Source organism: Burkholderia sp. L-4 (assembly GCF_056856535.1).
This window is the reverse complement of the sequence record NZ_JBXEOX010000001.1, coordinates 2,569,785-2,593,415: the sequence shown is the minus strand read 5'-3', so window position 1 is coordinate 2,593,415 and position 23,631 is coordinate 2,569,785. Positions and strand designations below refer to the sequence as shown.

The 23,631-nt window shown below is 66.5% G+C and carries 23 protein-coding genes; 10 read left to right on the top strand and 13 right to left on the bottom strand.

Annotation, left to right across the window (positions count from 1 at the left end; all coding sequences use genetic code 11):
- Positions 1-175: 175 nt before the first annotated feature.
- From AC1VVG_RS12050 to AC1VVG_RS12005, 10 genes are all read right to left on the bottom strand, one after another.
- Complete coding sequence (locus AC1VVG_RS12050; protein WP_482835665.1) at positions 176-937, bottom strand: SDR family oxidoreductase; 762 nt, start codon at positions 935-937, stop codon at positions 176-178.
- A gap of 22 nt (positions 938-959) precedes the next feature.
- Positions 960-1,541, bottom strand: coding sequence for an LOG family protein (locus AC1VVG_RS12045; protein ID WP_049031317.1), 582 nt, complete (start codon positions 1,539-1,541; stop codon positions 960-962).
- On the bottom strand, positions 1,538-2,296 hold the full coding sequence (locus AC1VVG_RS12040) for a TetR/AcrR family transcriptional regulator (protein ID WP_034190785.1): 759 nt from the start codon (positions 2,294-2,296) through the stop codon (positions 1,538-1,540). The genes AC1VVG_RS12045 and AC1VVG_RS12040 overlap by 4 nt, the downstream gene beginning before the upstream one ends.
- A gap of 206 nt (positions 2,297-2,502) precedes the next feature.
- Positions 2,503-3,039, bottom strand: coding sequence for a diacylglycerol kinase (locus AC1VVG_RS12035; protein WP_059558115.1), 537 nt, complete (start codon positions 3,037-3,039; stop codon positions 2,503-2,505).
- Complete coding sequence (locus tag AC1VVG_RS12030; RefSeq protein WP_034190787.1) at positions 3,036-4,070, bottom strand: glycosyltransferase family 4 protein; 1,035 nt, start codon at positions 4,068-4,070, stop codon at positions 3,036-3,038. The genes AC1VVG_RS12035 and AC1VVG_RS12030 overlap by 4 nt, the downstream gene beginning before the upstream one ends.
- A 29-nt stretch (positions 4,071-4,099) precedes the next feature.
- Positions 4,100-5,038: a UDP-2,3-diacylglucosamine diphosphatase gene (locus AC1VVG_RS12025; protein WP_049029370.1), complete on the bottom strand. Its 939-nt coding sequence runs from the start codon at positions 5,036-5,038 to the stop codon at positions 4,100-4,102.
- 224 nt (positions 5,039-5,262) lie between these two features.
- A complete protein-coding gene (locus tag AC1VVG_RS12020; RefSeq protein WP_034190789.1) occupies positions 5,263-5,769 on the bottom strand; it encodes an RDD family protein in 507 nt (168 codons plus the stop codon).
- A 6-nt stretch (positions 5,770-5,775) separates the two neighbouring features.
- Complete coding sequence (locus AC1VVG_RS12015) at positions 5,776-6,537, bottom strand: DUF3106 domain-containing protein (RefSeq protein WP_034190790.1); 762 nt, start codon at positions 6,535-6,537, stop codon at positions 5,776-5,778.
- Between the two features lie 26 nt (positions 6,538-6,563).
- Positions 6,564-6,989, bottom strand: a complete 426-nt coding sequence (locus AC1VVG_RS12010) for a DUF3619 family protein (RefSeq protein ID WP_059558108.1) — start codon at positions 6,987-6,989, stop codon at positions 6,564-6,566.
- Complete coding sequence (locus AC1VVG_RS12005; protein WP_034190792.1) at positions 6,986-7,549, bottom strand: RNA polymerase sigma factor; 564 nt, start codon at positions 7,547-7,549, stop codon at positions 6,986-6,988. Before AC1VVG_RS12005 ends, AC1VVG_RS12010 begins: the two co-directional genes overlap by 4 nt.
- A 355-nt stretch (positions 7,550-7,904) precedes the next feature.
- On the opposite strand from AC1VVG_RS12005, the gene AC1VVG_RS12000 reads away from it, so the two are divergent.
- The 6 genes from AC1VVG_RS12000 to AC1VVG_RS11975 all read left to right on the top strand — a co-directional run bounded on the left by AC1VVG_RS12000 (position 7,905) and on the right by AC1VVG_RS11975 (position 14,909).
- A complete protein-coding gene (locus AC1VVG_RS12000; RefSeq protein WP_034190793.1) occupies positions 7,905-9,668 on the top strand; it encodes an acetolactate synthase 3 catalytic subunit in 1,764 nt (587 codons plus the stop codon).
- 111 nt (positions 9,669-9,779) lie between these two features.
- Positions 9,780-10,271: an acetolactate synthase small subunit gene (gene ilvN / locus AC1VVG_RS11995; RefSeq protein ID WP_006750445.1), complete on the top strand. Its 492-nt coding sequence runs from the start codon at positions 9,780-9,782 to the stop codon at positions 10,269-10,271.
- A 104-nt stretch (positions 10,272-10,375) separates the two neighbouring features.
- A complete protein-coding gene (ilvC, locus tag AC1VVG_RS11990; protein WP_034190794.1) occupies positions 10,376-11,392 on the top strand; it encodes a ketol-acid reductoisomerase in 1,017 nt (338 codons plus the stop codon).
- A 127-nt stretch (positions 11,393-11,519) separates the two neighbouring features.
- A complete protein-coding gene (locus AC1VVG_RS11985) occupies positions 11,520-12,164 on the top strand; it encodes a phosphatidylserine decarboxylase (RefSeq protein WP_031401923.1) in 645 nt (214 codons plus the stop codon).
- A gap of 15 nt (positions 12,165-12,179) precedes the next feature.
- Positions 12,180-13,052 (top strand): CDP-diacylglycerol--serine O-phosphatidyltransferase, encoded by an 873-nt coding sequence (pssA, locus tag AC1VVG_RS11980; RefSeq protein ID WP_034190795.1) that lies wholly within the window; start codon positions 12,180-12,182, stop codon positions 13,050-13,052.
- Positions 13,053-13,364: 312 nt separating this feature from the next.
- Complete coding sequence (locus tag AC1VVG_RS11975) at positions 13,365-14,909, top strand: 2-isopropylmalate synthase (RefSeq protein WP_034190796.1); 1,545 nt, start codon at positions 13,365-13,367, stop codon at positions 14,907-14,909.
- 72 nt (positions 14,910-14,981) lie between these two features.
- Here AC1VVG_RS11975 and AC1VVG_RS11970 read toward each other — a convergent pair whose 3' ends face one another.
- The 3 genes from AC1VVG_RS11970 to AC1VVG_RS11960 form a co-directional block, all read right to left on the bottom strand.
- Positions 14,982-16,532: a SulP family inorganic anion transporter gene (locus AC1VVG_RS11970; protein ID WP_200088121.1), complete on the bottom strand. Its 1,551-nt coding sequence runs from the start codon at positions 16,530-16,532 to the stop codon at positions 14,982-14,984.
- Between the two features lie 39 nt (positions 16,533-16,571).
- Positions 16,572-17,213, bottom strand: a complete 642-nt coding sequence (locus AC1VVG_RS11965) for a carbonic anhydrase (RefSeq protein ID WP_034190798.1) — start codon at positions 17,211-17,213, stop codon at positions 16,572-16,574.
- Between the two features lie 383 nt (positions 17,214-17,596).
- Entirely contained in the window at positions 17,597-18,109 is a 513-nt protein-coding gene (locus tag AC1VVG_RS11960; RefSeq protein ID WP_034190799.1) for a hypothetical protein, read from the bottom strand.
- Positions 18,110-18,277: 168 nt separating this feature from the next.
- Here AC1VVG_RS11960 and AC1VVG_RS11955 point away from each other — a divergent pair, with 168 nt between their 5' ends.
- The 4 genes from AC1VVG_RS11955 to AC1VVG_RS11940 all read left to right on the top strand — a co-directional run bounded on the left by AC1VVG_RS11955 (position 18,278) and on the right by AC1VVG_RS11940 (position 23,520).
- Entirely contained in the window at positions 18,278-19,537 is a 1,260-nt protein-coding gene (locus AC1VVG_RS11955; protein WP_301742086.1) for a branched-chain amino acid ABC transporter substrate-binding protein, read from the top strand.
- 107 nt (positions 19,538-19,644) lie between these two features.
- Positions 19,645-19,914, top strand: a complete 270-nt coding sequence (gene rpsO / locus AC1VVG_RS11950; RefSeq protein ID WP_006398792.1) for a 30S ribosomal protein S15 — start codon at positions 19,645-19,647, stop codon at positions 19,912-19,914.
- Between the two features lie 290 nt (positions 19,915-20,204).
- The gene (pnp, locus tag AC1VVG_RS11945; protein WP_482835664.1) at positions 20,205-22,352 is read left to right on the top strand and encodes a polyribonucleotide nucleotidyltransferase; all 2,148 of its coding nucleotides are present in this window, start codon (positions 20,205-20,207) and stop codon (positions 22,350-22,352) included.
- A 148-nt stretch (positions 22,353-22,500) separates the two neighbouring features.
- On the top strand, positions 22,501-23,520 hold the full coding sequence (locus AC1VVG_RS11940; RefSeq protein WP_482835662.1) for an NAD(P)H-quinone oxidoreductase: 1,020 nt from the start codon (positions 22,501-22,503) through the stop codon (positions 23,518-23,520).
- Positions 23,521-23,631 lie beyond the last annotated feature (111 nt).

Genomic DNA, 23,631 nt, shown 5'->3' with positions numbered 1-23,631 from the left:
GGGCCACATCAGGGTGGCGGAGACTTGGCGTAGACGACGCCTGTCTGATTGCCCGCTAGTAGAGCACGGAACTGTTACGAATGTTTACTGAAACCGTCACGAAATTGTGGAGATTTGTGGTGTCGTGACGACAGGGCATGCCTGGCGGCGCTTCGGGGGCGCCGGGCCGGCAAGATTACCGGCCGCCGCCGACGTCGAGCAGGGCGCCCGTCGTGTACGACGCCGCGTCGCCGAGCAGCCAGACGATCGCTTCGGCGATCTCCGGTGCCTCGCCCGCGCGGCCGAGCGGCGTTTGCGCGCCGAGGCGCGCTGCCCGGCCGGGCTGGCCGCCGCTGGCGTGAATGTCGGTCTCGATCAGGCCGGGGCGCACCGCGTTGACGCGCACGCCGTGCGGGCCGAGTTCCTTCGCCAGACCGATCGTCAACGAGTCGACCGCGCCTTTCGACCCCGCATAATCGACGTATTCGTTCGGCGAACCGAGCCGCGATGCGATCGACGACACGTTGACGATCGCGCCGCCGCGGCCGCCCCGGTCGGTGGACAGCCGGCGCGCGGCTTCGCGCGCGCACAGATACGCGCCGAGCACGTTGGTATCGAACATCCGCCGCAGCCGGTCGGCCGTCATGTCGGCGAGCGGCATCGACGGCGCGACGATGCCCGCGTTGTTGACGAGCGCGTCGAGCCGTCCGAACGTGGCCGTGACGGTGTCGAACATCGCGATGACGTCCGCCTCGTTCGCGACATCGCCCGCGACGATGCACGCGCGGCCGCCCGCGTCGCGGACAGCCTGCGCGGTGAGCTCGGCCGCCGCCGCGTCGCGCGCGTAGTTGATGCCGACGTCCCAGCCGCGTTCGGCCGCGAGCACGGCGGTCGCGCGGCCGATGCCCCGGCTCGCGCCGGTGATGAGGACGGCCTTGCGATCGGACGGTGCGGCCATGGCGTGCGGTTTCCGGTGACGGTTACTTCGCTGCGTCGGGCGCCCACTTGTCGCGGGCGGGCGGCTGGTAGCGGCGCAGCCGCTCGATCAGTTCGACGGGTTCGGATTCGACGCACAGCGCGTCGAAATAGGCCGGACGCATGAAGCCTTCGTCGACCGTATGGCGCAGCAGCGCGATCAACGGATCGTAGAACGAATCGATGTTGTAGACCGCGACGGGCTTGCGGTGATAACCGAGCTGCGCCCACGTGTAGACCTCGAAGAGCTCTTCGAGCGTCCCGGCGCCGCCGGGCATCGCGACGAACGCGTCGGAGAGGTCGGCCATCATTTTCTTGCGGTGATGCATGTCGGGCACGACGTGCAGTTCCGATAGCCCCGTGTGACCGACTTCCTTGTCGACGAGCAGCTCGGGGATCACGCCGACCGCATGGCCGCCGGCGGCCATCACCTCGTCGGCGATCACGCCCATCAGGCCGACGCGACCGCCGCCGTAGACGAGCGTGAGGCCCGCCTCGACGAGCGCGCGGCCGAATGCGCGCGCGGCGTCGGCATAGACGGGCCGCACGCCGGGCGACGAGCCGCAATAAACGCAGACTGCCTTCATTGCTTGGAATCCTTGGCGGAGGCCTGCCCGAGGGTGACGGGGCTGTCGGCCGGGCGCGGCGAGCCGTCGCGCGGCGGCAGGTAGTCGGTGAACTGGCGCTTGGGCAGCTTGCCCGAGACCAGATCGTCGAACAACTGGCGCGAACGGCCGCGCAGGTACGGCGCCATCACGGAGATCACGTGCATGCTGACCTGGTGCAGTTCTTCGCGAATCGCGTCCTGGTCGTTGTATTTGCGCGGATGCATCACGTACTGATACGACAGCCAGTAGGTCGAGATCACGGCCATGTTGGTCGCGATGACTTCGATCTCGGCGGGCGTCGCGACCATTTCGGCGTCGGACACGAGCAGCTCGCACATCTCGCGCGCGAAGCGCACCTTGTGGCTGATGATCTGCTTGAAGTGCGTCTCGAGCGTGCGGTTGCGGGCGAGCAGGTCGTTGAGGTCGCGGTACAGGAACCGGTAGGTCCACATGAAATCGGCCATGTACTGCAGGTACGACCAGGTTTCGTCGATCGTCGGACGATGATCTTCGGGGAAGCGCAGCCGCCGTTCGATCTGCTGCTCGAACTGCGCGAAGATGCTGTTGATGATGTCGTCCTTGTTGCGGAAATGGTAGTACAGGTTGCCTGGACTGATTTCCATTTCCTCGGCGATCGTCGTGGTCGTGACGTTCGGCTCGCCGATCTCGTTGAAGAGTTTCAACGACAACTCGAGAATCCGTTCGCGGGTGCGGCGGGGAGGTTTCGCTTCCATGTCGTCCGGCCCTGTGTGTGCCGGACTGGCGGGCGCTGCAATCGATGCTGCGTGATTCGTCCGGCGCGGGTTGCTGTTCTATGTCTAGCGGACGATTATAAACCGGGGTTTCGCCACATCGGGGGCATTTCGTGATCGCGCCCCCGCGCGGCGCATGGTGCAGCGCCGCACGCGGGCGGCCCGCGGCGCGCGCGCCCGGTCCCCGTCTAGAAGCCGAGCCAGCGTGCGACGACGGGGCCGAGCACGAAGCCCCACGTCGTCACGCACGCGAACAGCGCGACCGTCACGGCCGCGCTGCCGAGATCCTTCGCACGCTTGGAGAGTTCGTGACGCTCGAGCGAGATGCGGTCGATCGCGGCCTCGACGCTCGAGTTCAGCAGCTCGACGATCAGCACGAGCAACACCGAGCCGATCAGCAGCGCGCGAGACGCGGCCGGCACCGGCGCGAATGCGCCGATCGGGAGCATCAGCGCGGCGAGCGTGAGTTCCTGGCGAAACGCGCTCTCCTCGCGGATCGCGACGCGAAAGCCGTTCAGCGAATGCTTGAGGGCATACCACGCGCGCGTGATGCCGCGGTGGCGCTTGTACGGGTTCGGCGGCAGCGGCGACAATGGGTCGTCGGGGCCGAGCGGCTCGTGCGCGTGCACGTCCGCTTCGGCATGCGGCTCGTCCTCGTCGAACGGACGGTGCCGTTGCGGCGTGGAGACGGGAGGCGGGATCTTGTCGTTCAGGTCTCGTTTCAAACGGCGGCACCTTCGGCTGGCGAGTACGCGGTCTTCGGCAGCGGCTTCAGATGCGACGCGAACTGCTCGGATGCCGCGCGCCACGAGAAGCGTTCGGCCCACGCGCGCGCGGTCGTGCGTTCGATCTTCAGCGCTTCGAGGCAGGCTTCCTGCAGGTCCTCGTGCATCGCGCCCGCGTCGCCTTCGCCGAGCACGTCGATCGGGCCCGTGACGGGATACGCGGCCACCGGCGTGCCGCAGGCGAGCGCCTCGAGGAGCACGAGGCCGAACGTGTCGGTGCGACTCGGGAACACGAACACGTCGGCCGCAGCATACACCTTTGCAAGCTCGGCCTGTGACAGCACGCCGAGATAGTTCGCCTCCGGATAGCGCGACTTCAGTTCCGCGAGCGCGGGGCCTTCGCCCGCGACCCACTTCGAGCCGGGCAGGTCGAGGCGCAGGAACGCCTCGACGTTCTTTTCGATCGCGACGCGGCCCACGTACAGGAAGATCGGCCGCGCGGTGTTGAGCACCTTCGACTCCATCGGGCGGAAGATCTCGAGGTCGACGCCGCGGGTCCACAGCACGACGTTCGTGAAGCCGAATTTCTCGAGGTCCTGCTTGACGACCGGCGTCGGCGCCATCACCGCGAGCGACGGGCCGTGGAACCAGTGCAGGAAGCGGTAGGTCGCGGCCAGCGGGATGCCGAAACGCGCCTGCACGTATTCCGGAAAGCGCGTGTGGTACGCGGTCGTGTACGGCAGCTTGCGCGCGCGCGCATAACGCCGTGCGGCGAGGCCGAGCGGGCCTTCGGTCGCGATGTGCAGCGCGTCGGGCGCGAACGCATCGATCCGCGCGCGCAGCTTGCGGTACGGCAGGATCGACAGGCGGATCTCGGGGTAGGTCGGGCAGGGCACCGTGCGGAATTCCAGCGGCGTCAGCAGTTCGACGCGGTGGCCGAGCGCGGTGAGCTCGCGCGACGTGCTTTTCAGCGTGCGCACGACACCGTTGACCTGCGGTTCCCACGCGTCGGTGACGATCATGATCTTCATCGCGGCTTTGTCCTGTAAGTAGGGTTGTGTCAGGCAGTGGCCTTGGCCTTGCGCGACGTGGTCTCCGACGGTGCGGAGCGCATCACCGTCCAGTAGACGATCTTCAGTTCGCCTTCCATCGTTTCGACGAGCGCGGACAGGCTTTCGACCCAGTCGCCGTCGTTGCAGTACAGCACGCCGTCGATGTCGCGGATCTCCGCCTTGTGGATGTGGCCGCATACCACGCCGTCGCAGCCGCGGCGGCGCGCCTCGTCGGTCATCACGGTCTCGAACTGCGAAATGAAGTTGACCGCGTTCTTGACCTGGTGCTTCAGGTACTGCGACAGCGACCAGTACTGGAAGCCGAGCCGGCTGCGGATCCGGTTGAACCAGCGGTTCAGCACGAGGATCAGCGTGTACAGCGTGTCGCCGAGATACGCGAGCCACTTCGCGTGCTGGATCACGCCGTCGAACAGGTCGCCGTGCACGATCCACAAACGTTTGCCCGCAATCGTCGTGTGGAAGGCCTCGCCGCGCACCTGGATGTCGCCGAACGCGAGGTCGCAGAACTGCCGCGCGCCCTCGTCGTGATTGCCGGGGATGTAGACGACCTGCGTGCCCTTGCGCGCCTTGCGCAGGATCTTCTGCACGACGTCGTTGTGCGCCTGCGGCCAGTACCAGCCTTTCTTCAACTGCCAGCCGTCGATGATGTCGCCGACGAGATACAGGTATTCCGAATCGTTGTGGCGCAGGAAGTCGAGCAGGTACGGCGCCTGGCAGCCGCTCGAGCCGAGGTGGATGTCGGACAGCCAGATGGTGCGGTAGCGATGGGCGGACGGGTCGGGATCGTCGTGCCGCGCGGGATGCGTGGCAGGCGGTTCTTGCGACGCCAGGTCATCGGTTGCAGCCGAGCCGGACAGGAAGGCGGTGGCGGCGCGGGCGCCGATAGGGTGACGGAACAGGGAGGTCGCGGACGTTTTCTGGCCCATGCATGACTCGCGCCGGTTGACATTACCGGCATTCCGCCATGCGGGCATGACTGTGCCGTGACAGTCACGAGACGTTCTTATTACGACCGCTGCCGGGTGTTTAGCAGTGAATCACGGCCCTTGCGTGACCTGCCGCACGGAACGGCCGGCGGTTGTCCGGCAGCGCCGTCTGGCCGGATGACGGAAGGCGGGACGAGCGGTTTTCGTCTGAGGAGTGCGGCGCGTCAGCGCGGTATCGCGACGACGCGGGTGCGCGCGATCCGGTCGTGCGGAAATTGGCGGCCGGCATGCAGCCGGGCCGCGCCGGCCCAGATGACGATCCACGCGGCCGTGAGCGCGAGCGTGACGGGCACCGACAGGCCGAGGAGCGGATGCAGCGCGAGCGGAGGCAGGAACCACAGCCAGCCGAGCGCATAGCGGACGAGCGCGTGGCCGGCGCTCAGCGGCCGGCCGTTCGACGATTCGAGGCGCAGCCGCCAGGTCTTCATCGGCAGCGTCTGGCCGCCGTGGGTCCAGAACCAGACGAAGTACGCGCCGACGACGAGCGCGATCCACGCGGCGAGGAGGTTGTGATGGACGAGGCCGTTGCGTTGCTGCGTCGCGAGGCCGAATGCGAGCCCGGCGAAGAACACGACACCGAACAGCAGCACGCCTTCGTAGAGCAGCGCGGCGAGGCGCCGCCGCACGGAAGGCGCGGCGGCCGGGATCTCGGGGGCGCGGGCGTCTGCCACGGCCGCTCAGGAGCCCTTGAACAGCGACGGTGCGTCGGCGGGCGACACCGGCGCCACGGCGGCCGGCGCGGACGCGGTGCCGGCCGTCGACGACGCGGGCACCGGCTGCGCGGCGGCGCCGCCCGAGGCAGGCGCCGGTGCGGCTGCGGCGCCGCTTGCCGGATGTTCGTGCGAATTGACGAGGCGGCGGACGTCACGGTCGGCGACGGTCGGCGGTGCGCTGACGACGCTCGGCCTGCGGCGGCGCTCGGCGGCCGCGAGACGTTCCTTCTGCTCCTCGGGGAGTTGCTGGTAGGCCTTCCACGCGCGCTCGCGCGCCTGCGCGGACAGCTCTTTCGCGCTCTGGTAGTTTTCGCGCGCGACGCGGCGCTGCTCGGGCGTCATCTTGGCCCATTCGGCCATCCGGTCCTGCAGGCGCTTCTGGTCATCGGGCGACAACTTCGCGAAACGCGACGCGATCTTCAGCCATTTTCGCTTGCGGGCGTCGCTGAAGCCATCCCACTGATCGGCGAACGGCGCGAGTGCCGCGTGCTGCGCCGGCGTGAGGCGTGCCCACGACAGCGGGCCGGTGGCGGCCGGCAGCGGCAGGGGCAGCGGCGGGAGTTCGGTGGCCAGCCCGGTCGCGGCCGAGGCAGGCGCGGCGGGGCTGACGGCCGCGACGGTGGTCGTCGCGGGGGCCGGGTGAAATCGGGAATAGGTGGCGACGTAGGAAACGGCGATCGCGATCACGCATCCGAAAAATACGGCCAGGCCGCGCTTCTGACTCACCCGTGCGATCCCCTCGTTATTGTCTGTTAGTGAGCGCGCGAAAGATACGCGTTGAACCCGTGATCGAGATACGCGTTGAGCGGCAGGTCGTCGCTGAGCATCGCCGCGTCGATGTCGGCGAGTTCGGCGGTGCGCTGCATGTCTTCCCAGTAAGCGATGCCGACGAGCCCCGCGAGCAGCAGCGCAAGCGGCCACGCGCGCAGCAGGCGGCGCGCGAACGACGCTTTCGGGCGGTTCACGGGCGCCGGTCCGTAGGCGCCGGCCGCGCCGGCGAAGGCCGGCACGAACACCGGCGCGGTCGCGGCTTCGGGCTTCTTGCGCGCGAGCGCGGCCCGGCGGGCGACGGCCAGACGATCGGTGGTCGCGGCAGGCAGCGCGGCCGCACGCTCGTCAAGCGCGCGGCGCACCTTCAGCGCGAATTCGTGTTCTCGGTTTGCGGGAGCGGAGCTCATAGCGTGATTCCTTTGGCCTTGAGCGCTTGCGCCAGGGTATGGGTGGCCCGCGAGCAGTGCGTCTTCACGCTGCCCTCGGAGCACCCCATTGCGGCGGCAGTCTCGGCGACATCCATATCTTCCCAATAACGCATCAGGAACGCTTCCCGTTGACGCGCCGGAAGCTTCTGGATTTCTTCGTCGATCAGGGCCAGAACCTGCTCTCTTTCGAGGCGGTGCTCGCTGCTCTCGACGCCCGCGTTGTCGTCCGCGGATTCGAGTGTTTCGAGCGGGTCGAAGTCTTCGTCGTCGGTATTGTTCAGCGACGAGAAGAGCGTGACCCACGTGTTGCGGACCTTCTGCCGGCGAAACCAGTCGTGGACCGTATTCTGCAGGATCCGCTGAAAAAGCAGCGGCAATTCGGCCGCCGGCCGGTCGCCGTACTTTTCCGCAAGCTTGATCATCGCGTCCTGCACGATGTCGAGCGACGCATCGTCGTCACGCACGGCGTACGCAGCCTGCTTGAACGCGCGCCTTTCGACGCCCGCCAGAAAGTCGGCGAGTTCCTTGTCTGATGCCATTCCGTGAAGGTATGCGCTGCGGGCCGCTGCGTGGTGTAAAAGGTCGAAAAATTTCGTAAAACCCGCGGATGCTATCAAATTTTCGTGCCGCTTGGCACCGGGTCGGGCGCCGCACGTTGCGCGCGAGCCGCGGCGGCGGGGCGCCGGGCGGCGCGCATGATGCGGTGCGGGATATTTTGCTTGACGACCCAACCACGACCCGCTATCGTCAACGATTCGCAACATGAAGTGATGGTCTCATTTGAGGCTGGCCCAAGAAGCCCGCCCTTCAAACTGGACGCGCCGCTTGAACCCGAGCCACAAGCCCGGCAGAGAGCACCCGATCAATTTTTTGCCGAAAATTCGAAAGGTCAAAATGAACATGCCCAGCGCGGAATTCTCCACGTCGGAACCCCTTTCCCCTCCCGATAGCGATTCCATCGGCGGCACCGTGCTGATGAAGGCACTCGCCGACGAAAACGTCGAATTCATCTGGGGCTATCCCGGCGGCTCGGTTCTCTATATCTACGACGAGCTGTACAAGCAGGACAAGATTCAGCACGTGCTGGTGCGCCACGAACAGGCGGCCGTGCACGCAGCCGATGCGTATGCGCGTTCCACCGGCAATGTCGGCGTCTGCCTCGTGACGTCGGGCCCCGGTGTCACCAACGCGGTGACCGGCATCGCAACGGCCTACATGGATTCGATCCCGATGGTCGTGATCAGCGGCCAGGTGCCGACTGCCGCGATCGGCCAGGACGCTTTCCAGGAGTGCGACACCGTCGGCATCACGCGTCCGTGCGTGAAGCACAACTTCCTCGTGAAGGACGTGCGCGACCTCGCGGAAACCGTCAAGAAGGCGTTCTACATCGCCCGCACCGGCCGTCCGGGCCCGGTGCTGATCGACATCCCGAAGGACATCTCGAAGACGCCGTGCCAGTACGAGCCCGTCAAGAGCGTGTCGCTGCGTTCGTACAACCCCGTCACGAAGGGCCATTCGGGCCAGATCCGCAAGGCCGTGTCGCTGCTGCTGACGGCGAAGCGTCCTTACATCTACACGGGTGGCGGCATCATCCTCGCCGACGCGTCGCGTGAACTGAACCAGTTCGCGGACCTGCTCGGCTACCCGGTCACGAACACGCTGATGGGCCTCGGCGGCTATCGCGCGTCGGACAAGAAATTCCTCGGCATGCTCGGCATGCACGGCACCTACGAAGCGAACATGGCGATGCAGCACTGCGACGTGCTGATCGCGATCGGTGCCCGCTTCGACGACCGCGTGATCGGCGACCCGGCGCACTTCGCGTCGCGTCCGCGCAAGATCATCCACATCGACATCGACCCGTCGTCGATCTCGAAGCGCGTGAAGGTCGACATCCCGATCGTCGGCGACGTGAAGGAAGTGCTGAAGGAACTGATCGAGCAGCTGCAGACGGCCGAGCACGGCCCCGACACCGAGGCGCTCGCGCAATGGTGGAAGGACATCGAGGGCTGGCGCGCGAAGGACTGCCTGAAGTACGACCGCGAAAGCGAGATCATCAAGCCGCAGTACGTGGTGGAGAAGGCGTGGGAGCTGACGGACGGCAATGCGTTCGTGTGCTCGGACGTCGGCCAGCACCAGATGTGGGCCGCGCAGTTCTACCGTTTCAACAAGCCGCGTCGCTGGATCAACTCCGGCGGCCTCGGCACGATGGGCTTCGGCCTGCCGGCGGCGATGGGCGTCAAGATGGCGCACCCGGACGACGACGTGCTGTGCATCACGGGCGAAGGCTCGATCCAGATGTGCATCCAGGAGCTGTCGACCTGCCTGCAGTACGACACGCCCGTGAAGATCATTTCGCTGAACAACCGCTACCTCGGCATGGTCCGCCAGTGGCAGCAGATCGAATACAGCAAGCGCTATTCGCATTCGTACATGGATGCGCTGCCCGATTTCGTGAAGCTCGCCGAAGCGTACGGCCATGTCGGCTTGCGGATCGAAAAGACCTCGGATGTGGAGCCGGCGCTGAAGGAAGCGCTGCGCCTGAAGGACCGCACCGTGTTTCTCGACTTCCAGACCGATCCGACCGAAAACGTCTGGCCGATGGTACAGGCCGGCAAGGGCATCACCGAGATGCTGCTCGGATCGGAAGATCTGTAACGGCGCGACGCGCGCCTGGCCCGGGGCGGCCGCCTTCACGAAGGGCGGTGCGGCACGCGGCGGCGCGCGGCGCGAGTGAATCGACACGGACACATTCTGGAAGAAGCGAACATGAGACACATCATTTCCGTCCTGCTGGAGAACGAACCGGGCGCGCTGTCGCGCGTGGTCGGTCTGTTTTCCGCACGCGGCTACAACATCGAAACCTTGACGGTGGCGCCGACCGAAGACCAATCGCTGTCGCGGCTCACCATCGTTTCCATTGGCTCCGACGACGTGATCGAACAGATCACGAAGCATCTGAACCGCCTGATCGAGGTGGTGAAAGTGGTGGACCTGACCGACGGTGCACACATCGAACGCGAGCTGATGCTGATCAAGGTACGTGCAGTGGGCAAGGAGCGCGAAGAAATGAAGCGGATGTCGGACATTTTCCGCGGCCGCATCATCGACGTGACCGAGAAGACCTACACGATCGAATTGACGGGCGCGAGCGACAAGCTCGACGCATTCATCCAGGGGCTGGACGCGAGCGCGATCCTCGAGACCGTGCGCACCGGCAGCTCCGGCATCGGACGCGGCGAGCGCATCCTGAAGGTGTGATGCCGAATTTGCCAGACAGGCACGCCGGGTGCGCCGTCATGTCCCGGCTCGCAGTACTCCATCCGAACGAATTGTTGAATTTTTGAATTAGCGAAGGAACCATCATGAACGTTTTCTACGACAAAGACGCCGACCTCTCCCTCATCAAGGGCAAGCAAGTCACGATCATCGGCTACGGCTCGCAAGGCCATGCACACGCGCTGAACCTGAAGGAAAGCGGCGTGAACGTGACGGTCGGCCTGCGCAAGGACGGCGCGTCGTGGAGCAAGGCCGAAAACGCCGGCCTGTCGGTCAAGGAAGTCGCGGAAGCGGTGAAGGGCGCGGACGTCGTCATGATGCTGCTGCCGGACGAGCAGATCGCCGACGTGTACGCGAAGGAAGTGCACGCGAACATCAAGCAAGGCGCGGCGCTGGCATTCGCGCACGGCTTCAACGTCCACTACGGTCAGGTGATCCCGCGCGCCGATCTCGACGTGATCATGATCGCGCCGAAGGCACCGGGCCACACCGTGCGCGGCACGTACTCGCAAGGCGGCGGCGTGCCGCACCTGATCGCGGTTGCGCAGAACAAGTCGGGCGCGGCACGCGACATCGCGCTGTCGTACGCGGCGGCGAACGGCGGCGGCCGTGCCGGCATCATCGAGACGAACTTCCGTGAAGAGACCGAAACCGACCTGTTCGGCGAGCAGGCCGTGCTGTGCGGCGGTACCGTCGAGCTGATCAAGGCGGGCTTCGAGACGCTGGTCGAAGCAGGCTACGCGCCGGAAATGGCGTACTTCGAGTGCCTGCACGAACTGAAGCTGATCGTCGACCTGATCTACGAAGGCGGCATCGCGAACATGAACTACTCGATCTCGAACAACGCCGAGTACGGCGAGTACGTGACGGGCCCGCGCGTCGTCACGGAAGAGACGAAGAAGGCGATGAAGCAGTGCCTGACCGACATCCAGACCGGCGAGTACGCGAAGAGCTTCATTCTCGAGAACAAGGCAGGCGCCCCGACGCTGCAGTCGCGCCGTCGCCTGACGGCCGAGCACCAGATCGAACAGGTCGGTGCGAAGCTGCGTGCGATGATGCCGTGGATCGCGAAGAACAAGCTCGTCGACCAGACGAAGAACTAAGCTCCGCGAGCTGTTCCGGCCCTTCGAGTGGAGGGTCGGTTTCAAAAAGCCGTCCGAAGGCAGCAGTGCCCCGGGCGGCTTTTGCTATCCTACGGGCTTTGCAATTCACCGAACACAGAACGAATCCATGAACTATCCTCATCCGATCATCGCGCGCGAAGGCTGGCCGTTCATCGCGATTGCTGCCGTCATCGCGCTGTTGATCCACGCCGTCGGGGGCTTCGGCTTCGCGTGGCCGTTCTGGCTGCTGCTCGTCTTCGTCGTCCAGTTCTTCCGCGATCCGCAGCGCCCGATCCCCGCGCAGCCGAACGCGGTGCTGTGCCCGGCAGACGGCCGCATCGTCGCGGTCGAGACCGCACAAGACCCGTACGCGAACCGTGAAGCGCTGAAGATCAGCGTGTTCATGAACGTATTCAATGTCCATTCGCAGCGTTCGCCGGTCGACGGCGCGATCACCAAGGTCGAGTACTTCCCGGGCGCGTTCCTGAACGCGGCGATCGACAAGGCCTCGACCGAGAACGAGCGCAATGCGGTCGTGATCCAGACGGCGAGCGGCAAGACCGTCACCGCCGTGCAGATCGCGGGCCTCGTCGCCCGCCGGATTCTCTGTTACGTGCGTGCCGGCGAGCCGCTGTCGCGCGGGCAGCGCTACGGTTTCATCCGCTTCGGCTCGCGCGTCGACGTGTACCTGCCGCTCGGCAGCCGCGCGAAGGTGTCGATCGGCGAGAAGGTCTACGCGTCGTCGACGATCCTCGCCGAGCTCGAGCAGTAAGCGGCGGGGCGCACGATGGCCGCATTCAAACCGCGTCGGCCGCGTAACGGCTCCGGCCAGACGCCACGACCGTTCCGCCGCAACAAGGGGATGGCGCCCGATCCGGCGCCGCTCGAGAGCCGTCGCGCCGCGCGCCAGCGGTTCCTGAAGACGCGCGGCATCTACCTGCTGCCGAACGCATTCACGACCGCCGCGCTGTTCTGCGGCTTTTTCGCGGTCGTGCAGGCGATGAACGTGCGCTTCGAGATCGCCGCGATCGCGATTTTCGTCGCGATGGTGCTCGACGGGATGGACGGGCGCGTCGCGCGCATGACGCACACGCAGAGCGCGTTCGGCGAGCAGTTCGACAGCCTGTCGGACATGGTGTCGTTCGGCGTCGCGCCCGCGCTCGTGATGTACGAGTGGGTGCTGAAGGATCTCGGCCGCTGGGGCTGGCTTGCCGCGTTCGTCTACTGCTCGGGTGCCGCGCTGCGCCTCGCGCGCTTCAACACGAACATCGGCGTGGTCGACAAGCGCTTCTTCCAGGGGCTGCCGAGCCCGGCCGCCGCCGCGCTGATCGCGGGCTTCGTGTGGCTCGCGACCGACAACCGCGTGCCGATGAAGCTCGGCTGGCTGCCGTGGGTCGCGTTCGTGCTGACGATCTACGCCGGCGTGACGATGGTGTCGAACGCGCCGTTCTACAGCGGCAAGGCGCTCGACGTGCGGCACCGCGTGCCGTTCGCGGCGATCCTGCTGGTCGTCGTCGCGTTCGTGCTCGTGTCGTCCGATCCGCCGCTGATGCTGTTCTGCCTGTTCGTGCTGTACGGGCTGTCCGGCTACGTGTTCTGGGCCTACATGGCCGTCCGCGGGCGCGCGAATCCGGCGCGCTCGTCTCAGCGCGATCACTGACGTGCGATCGACCGGAAACGGCGGCCTCACGGCCGCCGTTTTCATTTGCCCCTTTTCCGCGCCGGGCGGCCGGAATCCCCGGGCGGCGTCCGATTGCGCGGCCAGCGGAATGCCGCTATAGTCTTTGGCATGACTGCATTTTCCCGCCTCTCCCTCCTTCTAGCCGGTGCGCCGCTACGCGCGCTAGCTTTGGCGCGCCTGCCGCGCTGACCGTTCTCGCCCTCCGTCAAGCCTCGTCTGTTGTTGAGCGTCGCCAGCGGTGGCGCGATCTCATTACGTTTGACTTCCGTATAAAGAGCCCTGGAGCCCCCCATGACAGACAAGCTGATCATTTTCGATACGACGTTGCGTGACGGCGAACAATCGCCCGGCGCGTCGATGACGAAGGAAGAGAAAATCCGCATCGCGAAGAATCTCGAGCGGATGAAGGTCGACGTGATCGAGGCCGGCTTCGCGGCCAGTTCGAACGGCGACTTCGACGCGATCCACACGATCGCCGGGCTGGTGAAGGACAGCACGATCTGCTCGCTGGCGCGGGCCAACGACAAGGACATCCAGCGCGCGGCCGACGCGCTGAAGCCGGCCAACAGCTTCCGGATCCACACGTTCATCGCGACGTCGCCGCTGCACATGGAGAAGAAGCTGCGGATGACGCCCGACCAGGTGTTCGAGCAGGCGCGCCTCGCGGTGCGTTTCGCGCGCAAGTTCACCGACAACGTCGAGTTCTCGCCGGAAGACGGCAGCCGCTCCGACATGGATTTCCTGTGCCGCGTGCTGGAAGCCGTGATCGCCGAAGGCGCGACGACGATCAACATCGCCGACACGGTCGGCTACGGCGTGCCCGAGCTCTACGGCAACCTCGTGAAAACGCTGCGCGAGCGCATTCCGAACTCGGACAAGGCGATCTTCTCCGTGCACTGCCACAACGACCTCGGCATGGCCGTCGCGAACTCGCTCGCCGGCGTGAAGATCGGCGGCGCGCGTCAGGTCGAGTGCACGATCAACGGTCTCGGCGAGCGCGCGGGCAACACGTCGCTCGAAGAAATCGTGATGGCCGTGAAGACGCGCAAGGACTACTTCGGTCTCGACGTCGGCATCGACACGTCGCAGATCGTGCCGACGTCGAAGCTCGTGTCGCAGATCACCGGCTTCGTCGTGCAGCCGAACAAGGCGGTGGTCGGCGCGAACGCGTTCGCGCACGCGTCGGGCATTCACCAGGATGGCGTGCTGAAGGCGCGCGACACCTACGAGATCATGCGCGCGGAAGACGTGGGCTGGACCGCGAACAAGATCGTGCTCGGCAAGCTGTCGGGCCGTAACGCGTTCAAGCAGCGCCTGCAGGAGCTCGGCGTGTCGCTCGACAGCGAAGCCGAACTGAATGCCGCATTCATGCGCTTCAAGGACCTGGCCGACCGCAAGGCCGAGATCTTCGACGAGGACATCATCGCGATCGTCTCCGAGGAGTCGGCACTCGCGCACGAGCAGGAGCACTACAAGTTCGTGTCGCTGGCGCAGCGCTCGGAAACCGGCGAGCAGCCGCAGGCGAAGGTCGTGTTCGCGGTCGAAGGCCGGGAAGTGACGGGCGAGGCACGCGGCAACGGCCCGGTCGACGCAACGTTCAATGCGATCGAGGGTGAAGTCGGCAGCGGTTCCGAGCTGCTGCTGTACTCGGTGAACGCGATCACGACCGGCACGCAGGCGCAGGGCGAAGTGACCGTCCGGCTGTCGAAGAGCGGGCGGATCGTCAACGGCGTCGGCACCGATCCGGACATCGTCGCCGCATCGGCGAAGGCGTACATTTCCGCGCTGAACAAGCTGCACTCGAAGGACGACAAGCTCAACCCGCAGCGCGCGTAAGCGCCGCGCGCAGCGCACCACCGAAACGCCCCGCGCGGCCGTGTGCCGCCGGGGCGTTTTTTCATCGGCCGCTCATTCGGCCGCGGGGGCGCGGAACAGCCAGCGGCGCGCGGCGGGGCGCGGCGCCGGGCTGCGCCGGCGGAACTCGACCGCGATCCCGCGCCGCGGCGCGTCGGCGACGAACGCGTCGAGCAGTTCGAGCACGTCGTGATCGATGTAGTCGGCGCGCGTCGCGTCGATGATCACGGCCGCGCGATCCGGAATGTGCCGCAGGTGGTGCTTGACCTGCACCTTGCCGAGGAACGACACGTCCTTGCGGAACGACAGCAGGAAGTGGTCGTCGTGCTGCGCGAGCGTGACGGGGCTCTTCAGGTTCGCGACCGCGACGGCCAGCACGCTGCACGCGAGGCCGAGCGCGATGCCGAACAGCAGGTCGACCGCGAGCACGCCGACGATCGTCGCCGCGAACGGCACGAAGGCGGCCGGCCCTTGCTTCATCACCGAACGGAACAGCGCCGGCTTCGCGAGCTTGAAGCCCGTATGGATCAGGATCGCGGCCAGGCTCGCGAGCGGGATCAGGTTGATGAGGCCGGTGAGCGCGAACACGCTCGCGAGCAGCAGCATCCCGTGGACGATGGCCGACATCCGGCTTTGCGCGCCCGCGTTGACGTTCACCGAGCTGCGCACGATCACCGACGTGATTGGCAGGCCGCCGACCGCGCCCGCGACGAGATTGCCGACGCCCTGCGCCTTCAGCTCGCGATCGGGCTGGGTCGGCCGGCGCTTCGGGTCGATCTGCTCGACCGCTTCGAGGCTCAGCAGCGTCTCGAGGCTCGCGACGACCGCGAGCGTGATCGCGACGCGCCACACGTCCGGATTGACGAGCTGCGCGAAGTTCGGGCCGAGCTCCGCGTGCTTGAGCGAGGCCGCGAACGCCGCGAACGATCCGAGCTCGGGCAGCGTCACGCGATGGGCCGCGCCCGGCGCAACGGCCGGCGCGACGAAGCCCAGCACGAGCGTCGCGCCGATCCCGAGCACGACGACCGCGAGCGGCGCGGGCACCGCGCGCACCAGCGCGAAGCGGCGCAGCGCGGGCGTGTCCCAGGCGATCAGCAGCGCGAGCGATGCGAGCGCGATGGCCGTGGCGGCCCAGGCGACCGGCAGGCCCGGCCAATTCGCAAACGATTGCGCGGCCGAGCCGCCGATGCCGAACGCGAACGGAATCTGCTTCACGATCAGCAGCAGGCCGATTGCGGCGAGCATGCCCTTGATGACGGGCGACGGCACGTAGGCGGCGAAGCGGCCGGCGCGCAGCATGCCGAACCCGAACTGCAGCACGCCGGACAGCAGCACCGCGAGCAGGAACGCGGAGAAGCTGCCGAGTTGCGCGATCCCTTCGACGACGATCACGACGAGGCCGGCGGCCGGCCCGCTGACGGACAGCGACGAGCCGCTCAGCAGCGCGACGACGATGCCGCCGACGATGCCGGACACGAGCCCGGCGAACGGCTCGACGCCGGAGGCGTTGGCGATGCCGAGACAGAGCGGCAGCGCGACGAGGAAAACGACGATGCCGGCGACGATGTCGCGCGGCAGGGTGGAGAGGCGCTCGTTCAGTTTCATGGTTGGGGCGTTTTCGTGGGCGTTGGGGCGGGGGATGAATCAGCCGAGCGCGGCGGCGGTCGTGGCCAGCGCGGGTTCGACGTCGACGGGCGGGGCCGCGTAGCCGGAATCGAGCTCCAGCAGGCGACCGTCGGCGAGCGAGAAGATCCAGCCATGCACGAGCGGCGGCCGTTCGCGGCCGCGCACGATCGGCGATGCGCGCAGCAGCCGCACCTGTTCGAGGACGTTCAGTTCGGCGAGGCGGTCGGCGGCGGCCGTGTCGTCGAGGCCGTCGAGCGTGTCGCGATGGCGCCGCGCGAGCGCGCAGAGCGGCGCGATGCGGCGCGCGACGTGCGGCAGGTCGGCCGGCGGCGGCAGCAGCGATGCGCGCACGCCGCCGCAGCCGTAGTGCCCGCACACGATCACGTGGTCGACCTTCAGCACCCGCACCGCGTACTCGAGCACGCTGGCGGAGTTGTCGTCGTCGGGGTGGAACAGGTTCGCGATGTTGCGATGGACGAACAGTTCGCCGGGCGCGCAGTGCGTGATGGTTTCGGCCGGCACGCGGCTGTCGGCGCAGCCGATCCACAGCACGCGCGGGTTCTGGCCGCGCGCGAGCGCGTCGAAGAAACCGGGCGTGTGTTCACGCGTCTCGCGGGCCCAGGCAATGTTGGCAACCAGCATGCTCTTGGGGCGATTCATGAGGACTCCTTTGTAATAAAGGCAAATCAATATCGATCGAAATGACGCAACCCCATTCTTTCTAAATTGAAAGGTTGGATTTCGACTGATATTAGGGGTATGCCCTAGCATTCCGGTGGCATTGAAACAAATTGTTTCAAATTGATTTGGCGCAGTGCATTGCTTGCACCAACCCGACGCACGACAGGCATCGGGCATGACAGTATCCGCGCAGACGACCGCATGACGGGGCGTTCAGCGGATTGCCATCGGGATGTCATCGACCGGAAAAGTTTTCCGTCATATTCCGTGAATTAAATAGCGGATCGGAAAAAACGAAATGGCCATTCACGCAAGAATTCGTGAATGGCCATGGTGAAAATTGCGCGTAAATGCGTAATCGGTCAGAACAGGTTGCGACGATCGGGATCGTGCATCGGGTCCGGTGTTTTCTGCGTGATGCGCAGGATGCCCTGCGGATCGAAATAGAAGCTGTACATCATGTACCAGACGTTGTCCTCGAGATACCGGTACGTCCATACCTCGCGCTTCATCAGCGGGAAGTAGGACGTCTCGACCGGGCGTCCGAAATTGACGAGCACGTCGGTCTTCGTCCACTTGCCGATCTCCGCGCGATAGAACTCGCTCGGCTGCAGCACCTGGCGCACGTTGACGATCTTGTGGGCCGCGTCGACGTCGGCCGCGATCGTGATTTCGCCCATCGGCTGGGTCGGCCACATCAGCCGCTTGCCGCCGCCGGGCAGGTCGTAGATCTCGCGCGGCGGCCCCATGCGCGCGACGATCGCCGATTCGTCCTGGCCGGCCTGGTATTGCTGCCACGGTTGCGCGCAACCGGCCAGCAGTGCCGCGGCGCCGGCGACCAGCACCGGCAGGCGCGCGGGAATGCGAATGCGCATGGGATCCTCCAGAACACGGAAACAGGCCCCGTTGTATCACGGACGGCGCGTGCCGGTGCATCGCGCGGAAAAAATCGGTGCGGATCGGCGGCGCGGCGAGGCTTGCGGGCGGCGGGCGCGCCGGCCTATGATCCGCGCTTCTCGGGCAAATCGAAGGGCAGGTGGCCGATGCAGGGGTGGAAGCGGTACGCGCTCGCGTTGAGCGCAGGATGGGTGCTGGCTGCGTCCGCGTTCGCCGGCGGCGAGCCGGTGCGGATCGCGCTGATCGAAGGGATGTCGGGCCCGTTCGCGAACGCGGGCGCGGCGGTCGAGCGCAACCTGCGCTTCGGCGTCGAGCAGGTCAACGCGGCGGGCGGCGTGAAGTTGCGCGACGGCGCACACCCGCTCGAACTCGTCGTGCTCGACAGCAAGGGCAGCCCGGAGGAGGCGCTCGTGCAGCTGCGCGCGGCCGCGGACCGCCATATCGGCTTCGTTGCGCAGGGCAACAGCTCGGCCGTCGCGGCCGCGCTGGTCGCGGCGCTCGACAAGCTGAACGCGCGCGACCCCGACAACCGGATGCTGTTCCTGAACTATTCGGCCGACGATCCGGCGCTCACCGGCGCGCGCTGCAGCTTCTGGCATTTCCGCTTCGACGCGCACGCGGGGATGCGGATGGCCGCGCTCGCGGACGTGATGGCGCGCGACCGCGCGCTGCGCAAGGTCTACCTGCTGAACCAGGACTACAGCTTCGGTCACGACGTCAGCACGCTCGCGCGGCAGGCGCTGGCCGCGCGGCGCCCGGACGTGACGATCGCCGGCGACGAATTCCACCCGATCGGCCGGATCAAGGATTTCTCGCCGTACATCGCGAAAATCCGCGCGAGCGGCGCGGATGCCGTCGTGACCGGCAACTGGGGCAACGACCTCACGCTGCTCGTGAAGGCGGCGCGCGAGCAGGGGCTGAACGCGAAGTTCTACACGTTCTACGGCAACAGCCTCGGTGCGCCGGCCGCCCTTGGCGATGCCGGCGTCGGGCGCGTCGTGGCCGTGGCCGACTGGCATCCGAATGCGGGCAGCGCGAAATCCGACGCGTTCTACCGCGCGTTCCGGACCCGTTTCCCGGCCGCGCAGGACGACTATCCGGTGCGGCGCATGAGCCTGATGATCGAGATGCTGGCCGCGGCGATGAACCGGGCGGGGTCGGCCGACCCCGTCGCGGTCGCGCGGTCGCTCGAGGGCCTGTCGTTCGACGACGGTTTCCATGCGTCGCGGATGCGCGCGCAGGATCACCAGCTGATCCAGCCCCTTTACGTGATGGAGATGGACAAGGCCGGCGCGCCGGGCGTGCGCTTCGACAACGAGGGGTCGGGTTATGGCTTCCGGACGGTGCTGGCGGTGCCGGCGCAGCGCACGGAGATGCCGTCGGCGTGCTCGATGACGCGTCCGTGACAGAAGGCGGTAAGAACGGCGGGGAGTTGTGCTACAATGCCCGCCGGTTGTAAGTCACGGCACGGCCATTCTTCCGTGTCCGCCTGTTCAGTTAGAAAGGAAATCACATGTCTGTTGCAGATATCAAGAAGTCGGAAGTTGTTGCTCAGTTCGCCCGCGGTACCAACGACACGGGGTCGCCCGAAGTCCAGGTCGCACTGCTGACCGCACGTATCGTCGAACTGACGGGTCACTTCAAGACCCACGCGAAGGATCACCACAGCCGCCGCGGCCTGCTGCGCATGGTGAGCCGCCGCCGCAAGCTGCTCGACTACCTCAAGGGCAAGGATGCCGACCGTTACCGCGCACTGATCGAGAAGCTGGGTCTGCGTAAGTAATCGAGGCGATTGCCGCCAGCAAGATGCCTGTGTCAGTCCGCTGATACAGGCATTTTGTTTTTGCGCGGTGCGTAGCGTCACGCGCATCGCAGGCTGTCCGGCACGTTCGTGCGGGGCCGCCGCAACGACTGATTCCGGGGCAGGATTTGTGTCATTCCAGCGCGCTGCTGCACGAGCGCCGCGCTGGAATGGCATAAAAAACACACCTTGCTCCGGGTGATTCGGTCGAGACGCCGCCGTGCCGGATGGCCGGCGCGGCGAATGAAATGCATGAATACAAAGGAGCAACCATGTCCATGTTCAACAAGGTCGTGAAGGAATTCCAGTGGGGCCAGCACAAGGTGCGCCTCGAAACCGGTGAAGTCGCTCGCCAGGCGAGCGGTGCGGTGATCGTCGACGTCGAAGACACCGTCGTGCTGGCAACCGTCGTCGGCGCGAAGTCGGCGAAGCCGGGTCAGGATTTCTTCCCGCTGACCGTCGATTACCTCGAGAAGACCTACTCGGCCGGCAAGATCCCGGGCGGCTTCTTCCGCCGCGAAGGCCGTCCGTCGGAGCATGAGACGCTGACGTCGCGCCTGATCGACCGCCCGCTGCGCCCGCTGTTCCCGGAAGGCTTCTACAACGAAGTCCAGGTCGTGATCCACGTGCTGTCCGTGAACCCGGATATCCCGGCGGACATCCCCGCGCTGATCGGCGCATCGGCCGCGCTCGCCGTGTCGGGCCTGCCGTTCAACGGCCCGGTCGGTGCCGCACGCGTGGCGTACATCGACAATGCGTACGTGCTGAACCCGACGCGTGACCAGATCAAGGCATCGAGCCTCGACCTCGTCGTCGCGGGTACCGAGCGCGCCGTGCTGATGGTCGAATCGGAAGCCGACCAGCTGTCGGAAGAAGTGATGCTGGGCGCGGTCGTGTTCGGTCACGAGCAGATGCAGGTCGCGATCGACGCGATCCACGAACTGGTGCGCGAAGGCGGCAAGCCCGAGTGGGACTGGCAGCCGGCGCCGAAGAACGAGGCGCTGATCGCCCGCGTGACCGAACTGGCGCAGAACGACCTGCTCGCCGCCTACCAGCTCCGCGACAAGCAAGCGCGTTCGGCGAAGCTGAAGGAAGTCTACTCGGCCACCTCGGCGAAGCTCGAGGAAGAAGCGCTGGCGGCCGGTACGGCTGCGGCCGACAAGGCCACCGTCGGCAACGTGCTGTTCGACATCGAGGCAAAGATCGTCCGTTCGCAGATCCTGAACGGCGAGCCGCGTATCGACGGCCGCGACACGCGCACCGTGCGCCAGATCGAAATCCGCACCGGCGTGCTGCCGCGCACCCACGGCTCCGCGCTGTTCACCCGCGGCGAGACGCAGGCGCTGGTCGTCGCGACGCTCGGCACGAAGGGTGACGAGCAGATCATCGACGCGCTCGAAGGCGAATACCGCGAGCGCTTCATGCTCCACTACAACATGCCCCCGTTCGCCACCGGCGAAACGGGCCGCGTCGGCTCGCCGAAGCGCCGCGAAATCGGCCACGGCCGCCTCGCGAAGCGCGCGCTGGTCAAGTGCCTGCCGAGCGCCGACGAATTCGGCTACTCGATCCGCGTCGTGTCGGAAATCACCGAGTCGAACGGTTCGTCGTCGATGGCGTCGGTGTGCGGCGGCTGCCTCGCGCTGATGGACGCCGGCGTGCCGATGAAGGCGCACGTCGCGGGTATCGCGATGGGCCTGATCCTCGAAGGCAACAAGTTCGCGGTGCTGACCGACATCCTCGGCGACGAAGATCACCTCGGCGACATGGACTTCAAGGTGGCCGGCACGGAACAAGGCGTGACGGCGCTGCAGATGGACATCAAGATCCAGGGCATCACGAAGGAAATCATGCAGGTCGCGCTCGCGCAGGCGAAGGAAGGCCGCATGCACATCCTCGGCAAGATGACCTCGGCGGTCTCGGGTGCGAACACGCAGCTGTCGGAATTCGCGCCGCGCATGATCACGATCAAGATCAACCCGGAAAAGATCCGCGACGTGATCGGCAAGGGCGGTTCGGTGATCCGCGCGCTGACGGAAGAAACGGGCACGACCATCGACATCTCGGATGACGGCGTCGTGACGATCGCGAGCACCAGCAGCGAAGGCATGGCCGAAGCGAAGAAGCGCATCGAGCAAATCACGGCCGAGATCGAAGTCGGCCAGGTGTACGAAGGCACGGTGCTCAAGCTGCTCGATTTCGGCGCGATCGTGAACCTGCTGCCGGGCAAGGACGGCCTGCTGCACATCTCGGAAATCGTCAACGAGCGTGTGAAGGACATCAACGACTACCTGAAGGAAGGTCAGCAGGTCAAGGTCAAGGTCATTCAGACGGACGAGAAGGGCCGTGTGCGCCTGTCGGCCAAGGCGCTGCTGAACGAAGCCGCCGCGGCAGCGCAGTCGGATACGCCGCCGCAGCAGTAAGCGGACGGGCGGACCAGCGGCCGGCAGTGCGAAAGCGTGCCGGCCGTTTTTTCTGTAGCATCGTTGTGCGGCGCAGCAGCGCCGGCAAGGCGTCCGTGCCGCGTGCGCGGGCGGGCCATCCGATTCCGATCCTGGAGCCTCCCTCACCATGAAAGCCATCGAAATCACCGAATTCGGCGCCCCCGACGTGCTGAAGCTCGCGGAGCGCCCGCGCCCCGAACCGAAGCGCGGCGAGGTGCTGATCAAGGTGGCGGCTTCCGGCGTGAACCGGCCCGACGTGTTCCAGCGCAAGGGCGGCTATGCGCCGCCGCCGGGGGCGTCGGATCTGCCGGGCCTCGAGGTGGCGGGCGAGATCGTCGGCGGCGACCTGTCCGATGCCGCGCTGAACCCGTTCGGCCTGAAGCTGGGCGATCGCGTGTGCGCGTTGCTCGCGGGCGGTGGTTATGCCGAATACGCGGTCGCGCCGCTGCCGCAGTGCCTGCCGGTGCCTGACGGGCTCACCGATATCGAGGCCGCGTCGCTGCCCGAGACGTTCTTCACCGTGTGGAGCAACGTGTTCGACCGTGCGCGGCTCGGCGCGGGCGAGGGCGGCGAGCAGGAGACGCTGCTCGTGCAGGGCGGCTCGAGCGGCATCGGCGTGACGGCGATCCAGATCGCGCACGCGCTCGGCTTTCGCGTGTTCGCGACGGCTGGCACCGCCGACAAGTGCCGCGCGTGCGAGGCGCTCGGCGCCGAACGCGCGATCAACTACAAGACCGAGGATTTCGTCGAGGTCGTGAAGTCGCTGACGCACGATCGTGGCGTCGACGTGATCCTCGACATGGTGGCGGGCTCGTACGTGCCACGCGAGCTGTCCGCGCTCGCGGACGGCGGCCGTCTCGTGCTGATCGCGCTGCTCGGCGGCGCGAAGACCGACGTCAACCTGAGCGAGATCCTGCGCCGCCGGCTGACCGTCACGGGTTCGACGCTGCGCCCGCGTCCGGTCGAGTTCAAGGCGCGCATCGCCGCGCAACTGAAGGCGCGCGTGTGGCCGCTGATCGCCGACGGGCGCATCAAGCCGGTGATCTACCGCGTGTTGCCGGCCGCGGACGCCGCGCAGGCGCATGCGCTGATGGAAAGCAGCGAGCACACCGGCAAGATCGTGCTCGATTGGGGTACGAACGCCTGACGGCCCGCGTGGCCGGACTTGACATGCGCGGTTTGACCGGTTCAAGCCGTGCGCAGTAAAATCGCGGGTTTGCTTCGCCAGATCAAACCTGACGGCCGGTTTCCGGCGCGT

Bases quoted from the DNA above. Each gene is read 5' to 3' on its own strand.
- AC1VVG_RS12050 (WP_482835665.1), bottom strand. From the start codon at position 937: ATGGCCGCACCGTCCGATCGCAAGGCCGTCCTCATCACCGGCGCGAGC.
- AC1VVG_RS12025 (WP_049029370.1), bottom strand. From the start codon at position 5,038: ATGGGCCAGAAAACGTCCGCGACCTCCCTGTTCCGTCACCCTATCGGC.
- pssA (WP_034190795.1), top strand. From the start codon at position 12,180: ATGGCCGCATTCAAACCGCGTCGGCCGCGTAACGGCTCCGGCCAGACG.
- AC1VVG_RS12040 (WP_034190785.1), bottom strand. From the start codon at position 2,296: ATGGAAGCGAAACCTCCCCGCCGCACCCGCGAACGGATTCTCGAGTTG.
- AC1VVG_RS11940 (WP_482835662.1), top strand. From the start codon at position 22,501: ATGAAAGCCATCGAAATCACCGAATTCGGCGCCCCCGACGTGCTGAAG.
- rpsO (WP_006398792.1), top strand. From the start codon at position 19,645: ATGTCTGTTGCAGATATCAAGAAGTCGGAAGTTGTTGCTCAGTTCGCC.
- ilvC (WP_034190794.1), top strand. From the start codon at position 10,376: ATGAACGTTTTCTACGACAAAGACGCCGACCTCTCCCTCATCAAGGGC.
- AC1VVG_RS11960 (WP_034190799.1), bottom strand. From the start codon at position 18,109: ATGCGCATTCGCATTCCCGCGCGCCTGCCGGTGCTGGTCGCCGGCGCC.
- AC1VVG_RS11985 (WP_031401923.1), top strand. From the start codon at position 11,520: ATGAACTATCCTCATCCGATCATCGCGCGCGAAGGCTGGCCGTTCATC.
- AC1VVG_RS11975 (WP_034190796.1), top strand. From the start codon at position 13,365: ATGACAGACAAGCTGATCATTTTCGATACGACGTTGCGTGACGGCGAA.
- AC1VVG_RS12000 (WP_034190793.1), top strand. From the start codon at position 7,905: ATGAACATGCCCAGCGCGGAATTCTCCACGTCGGAACCCCTTTCCCCT.
- AC1VVG_RS11965 (WP_034190798.1), bottom strand. From the start codon at position 17,213: ATGAATCGCCCCAAGAGCATGCTGGTTGCCAACATTGCCTGGGCCCGC.
- AC1VVG_RS11970 (WP_200088121.1), bottom strand. From the start codon at position 16,532: ATGAAACTGAACGAGCGCCTCTCCACCCTGCCGCGCGACATCGTCGCC.
- AC1VVG_RS12010 (WP_059558108.1), bottom strand. From the start codon at position 6,989: ATGAGCTCCGCTCCCGCAAACCGAGAACACGAATTCGCGCTGAAGGTG.
- AC1VVG_RS12005 (WP_034190792.1), bottom strand. From the start codon at position 7,549: ATGGCATCAGACAAGGAACTCGCCGACTTTCTGGCGGGCGTCGAAAGG.
- ilvN (WP_006750445.1), top strand. From the start codon at position 9,780: ATGAGACACATCATTTCCGTCCTGCTGGAGAACGAACCGGGCGCGCTG.
- AC1VVG_RS12030 (WP_034190787.1), bottom strand. From the start codon at position 4,070: ATGAAGATCATGATCGTCACCGACGCGTGGGAACCGCAGGTCAACGGT.
- AC1VVG_RS12045 (WP_049031317.1), bottom strand. From the start codon at position 1,541: ATGAAGGCAGTCTGCGTTTATTGCGGCTCGTCGCCCGGCGTGCGGCCC.
- AC1VVG_RS11955 (WP_301742086.1), top strand. From the start codon at position 18,278: ATGCAGGGGTGGAAGCGGTACGCGCTCGCGTTGAGCGCAGGATGGGTG.
- pnp (WP_482835664.1), top strand. From the start codon at position 20,205: ATGTCCATGTTCAACAAGGTCGTGAAGGAATTCCAGTGGGGCCAGCAC.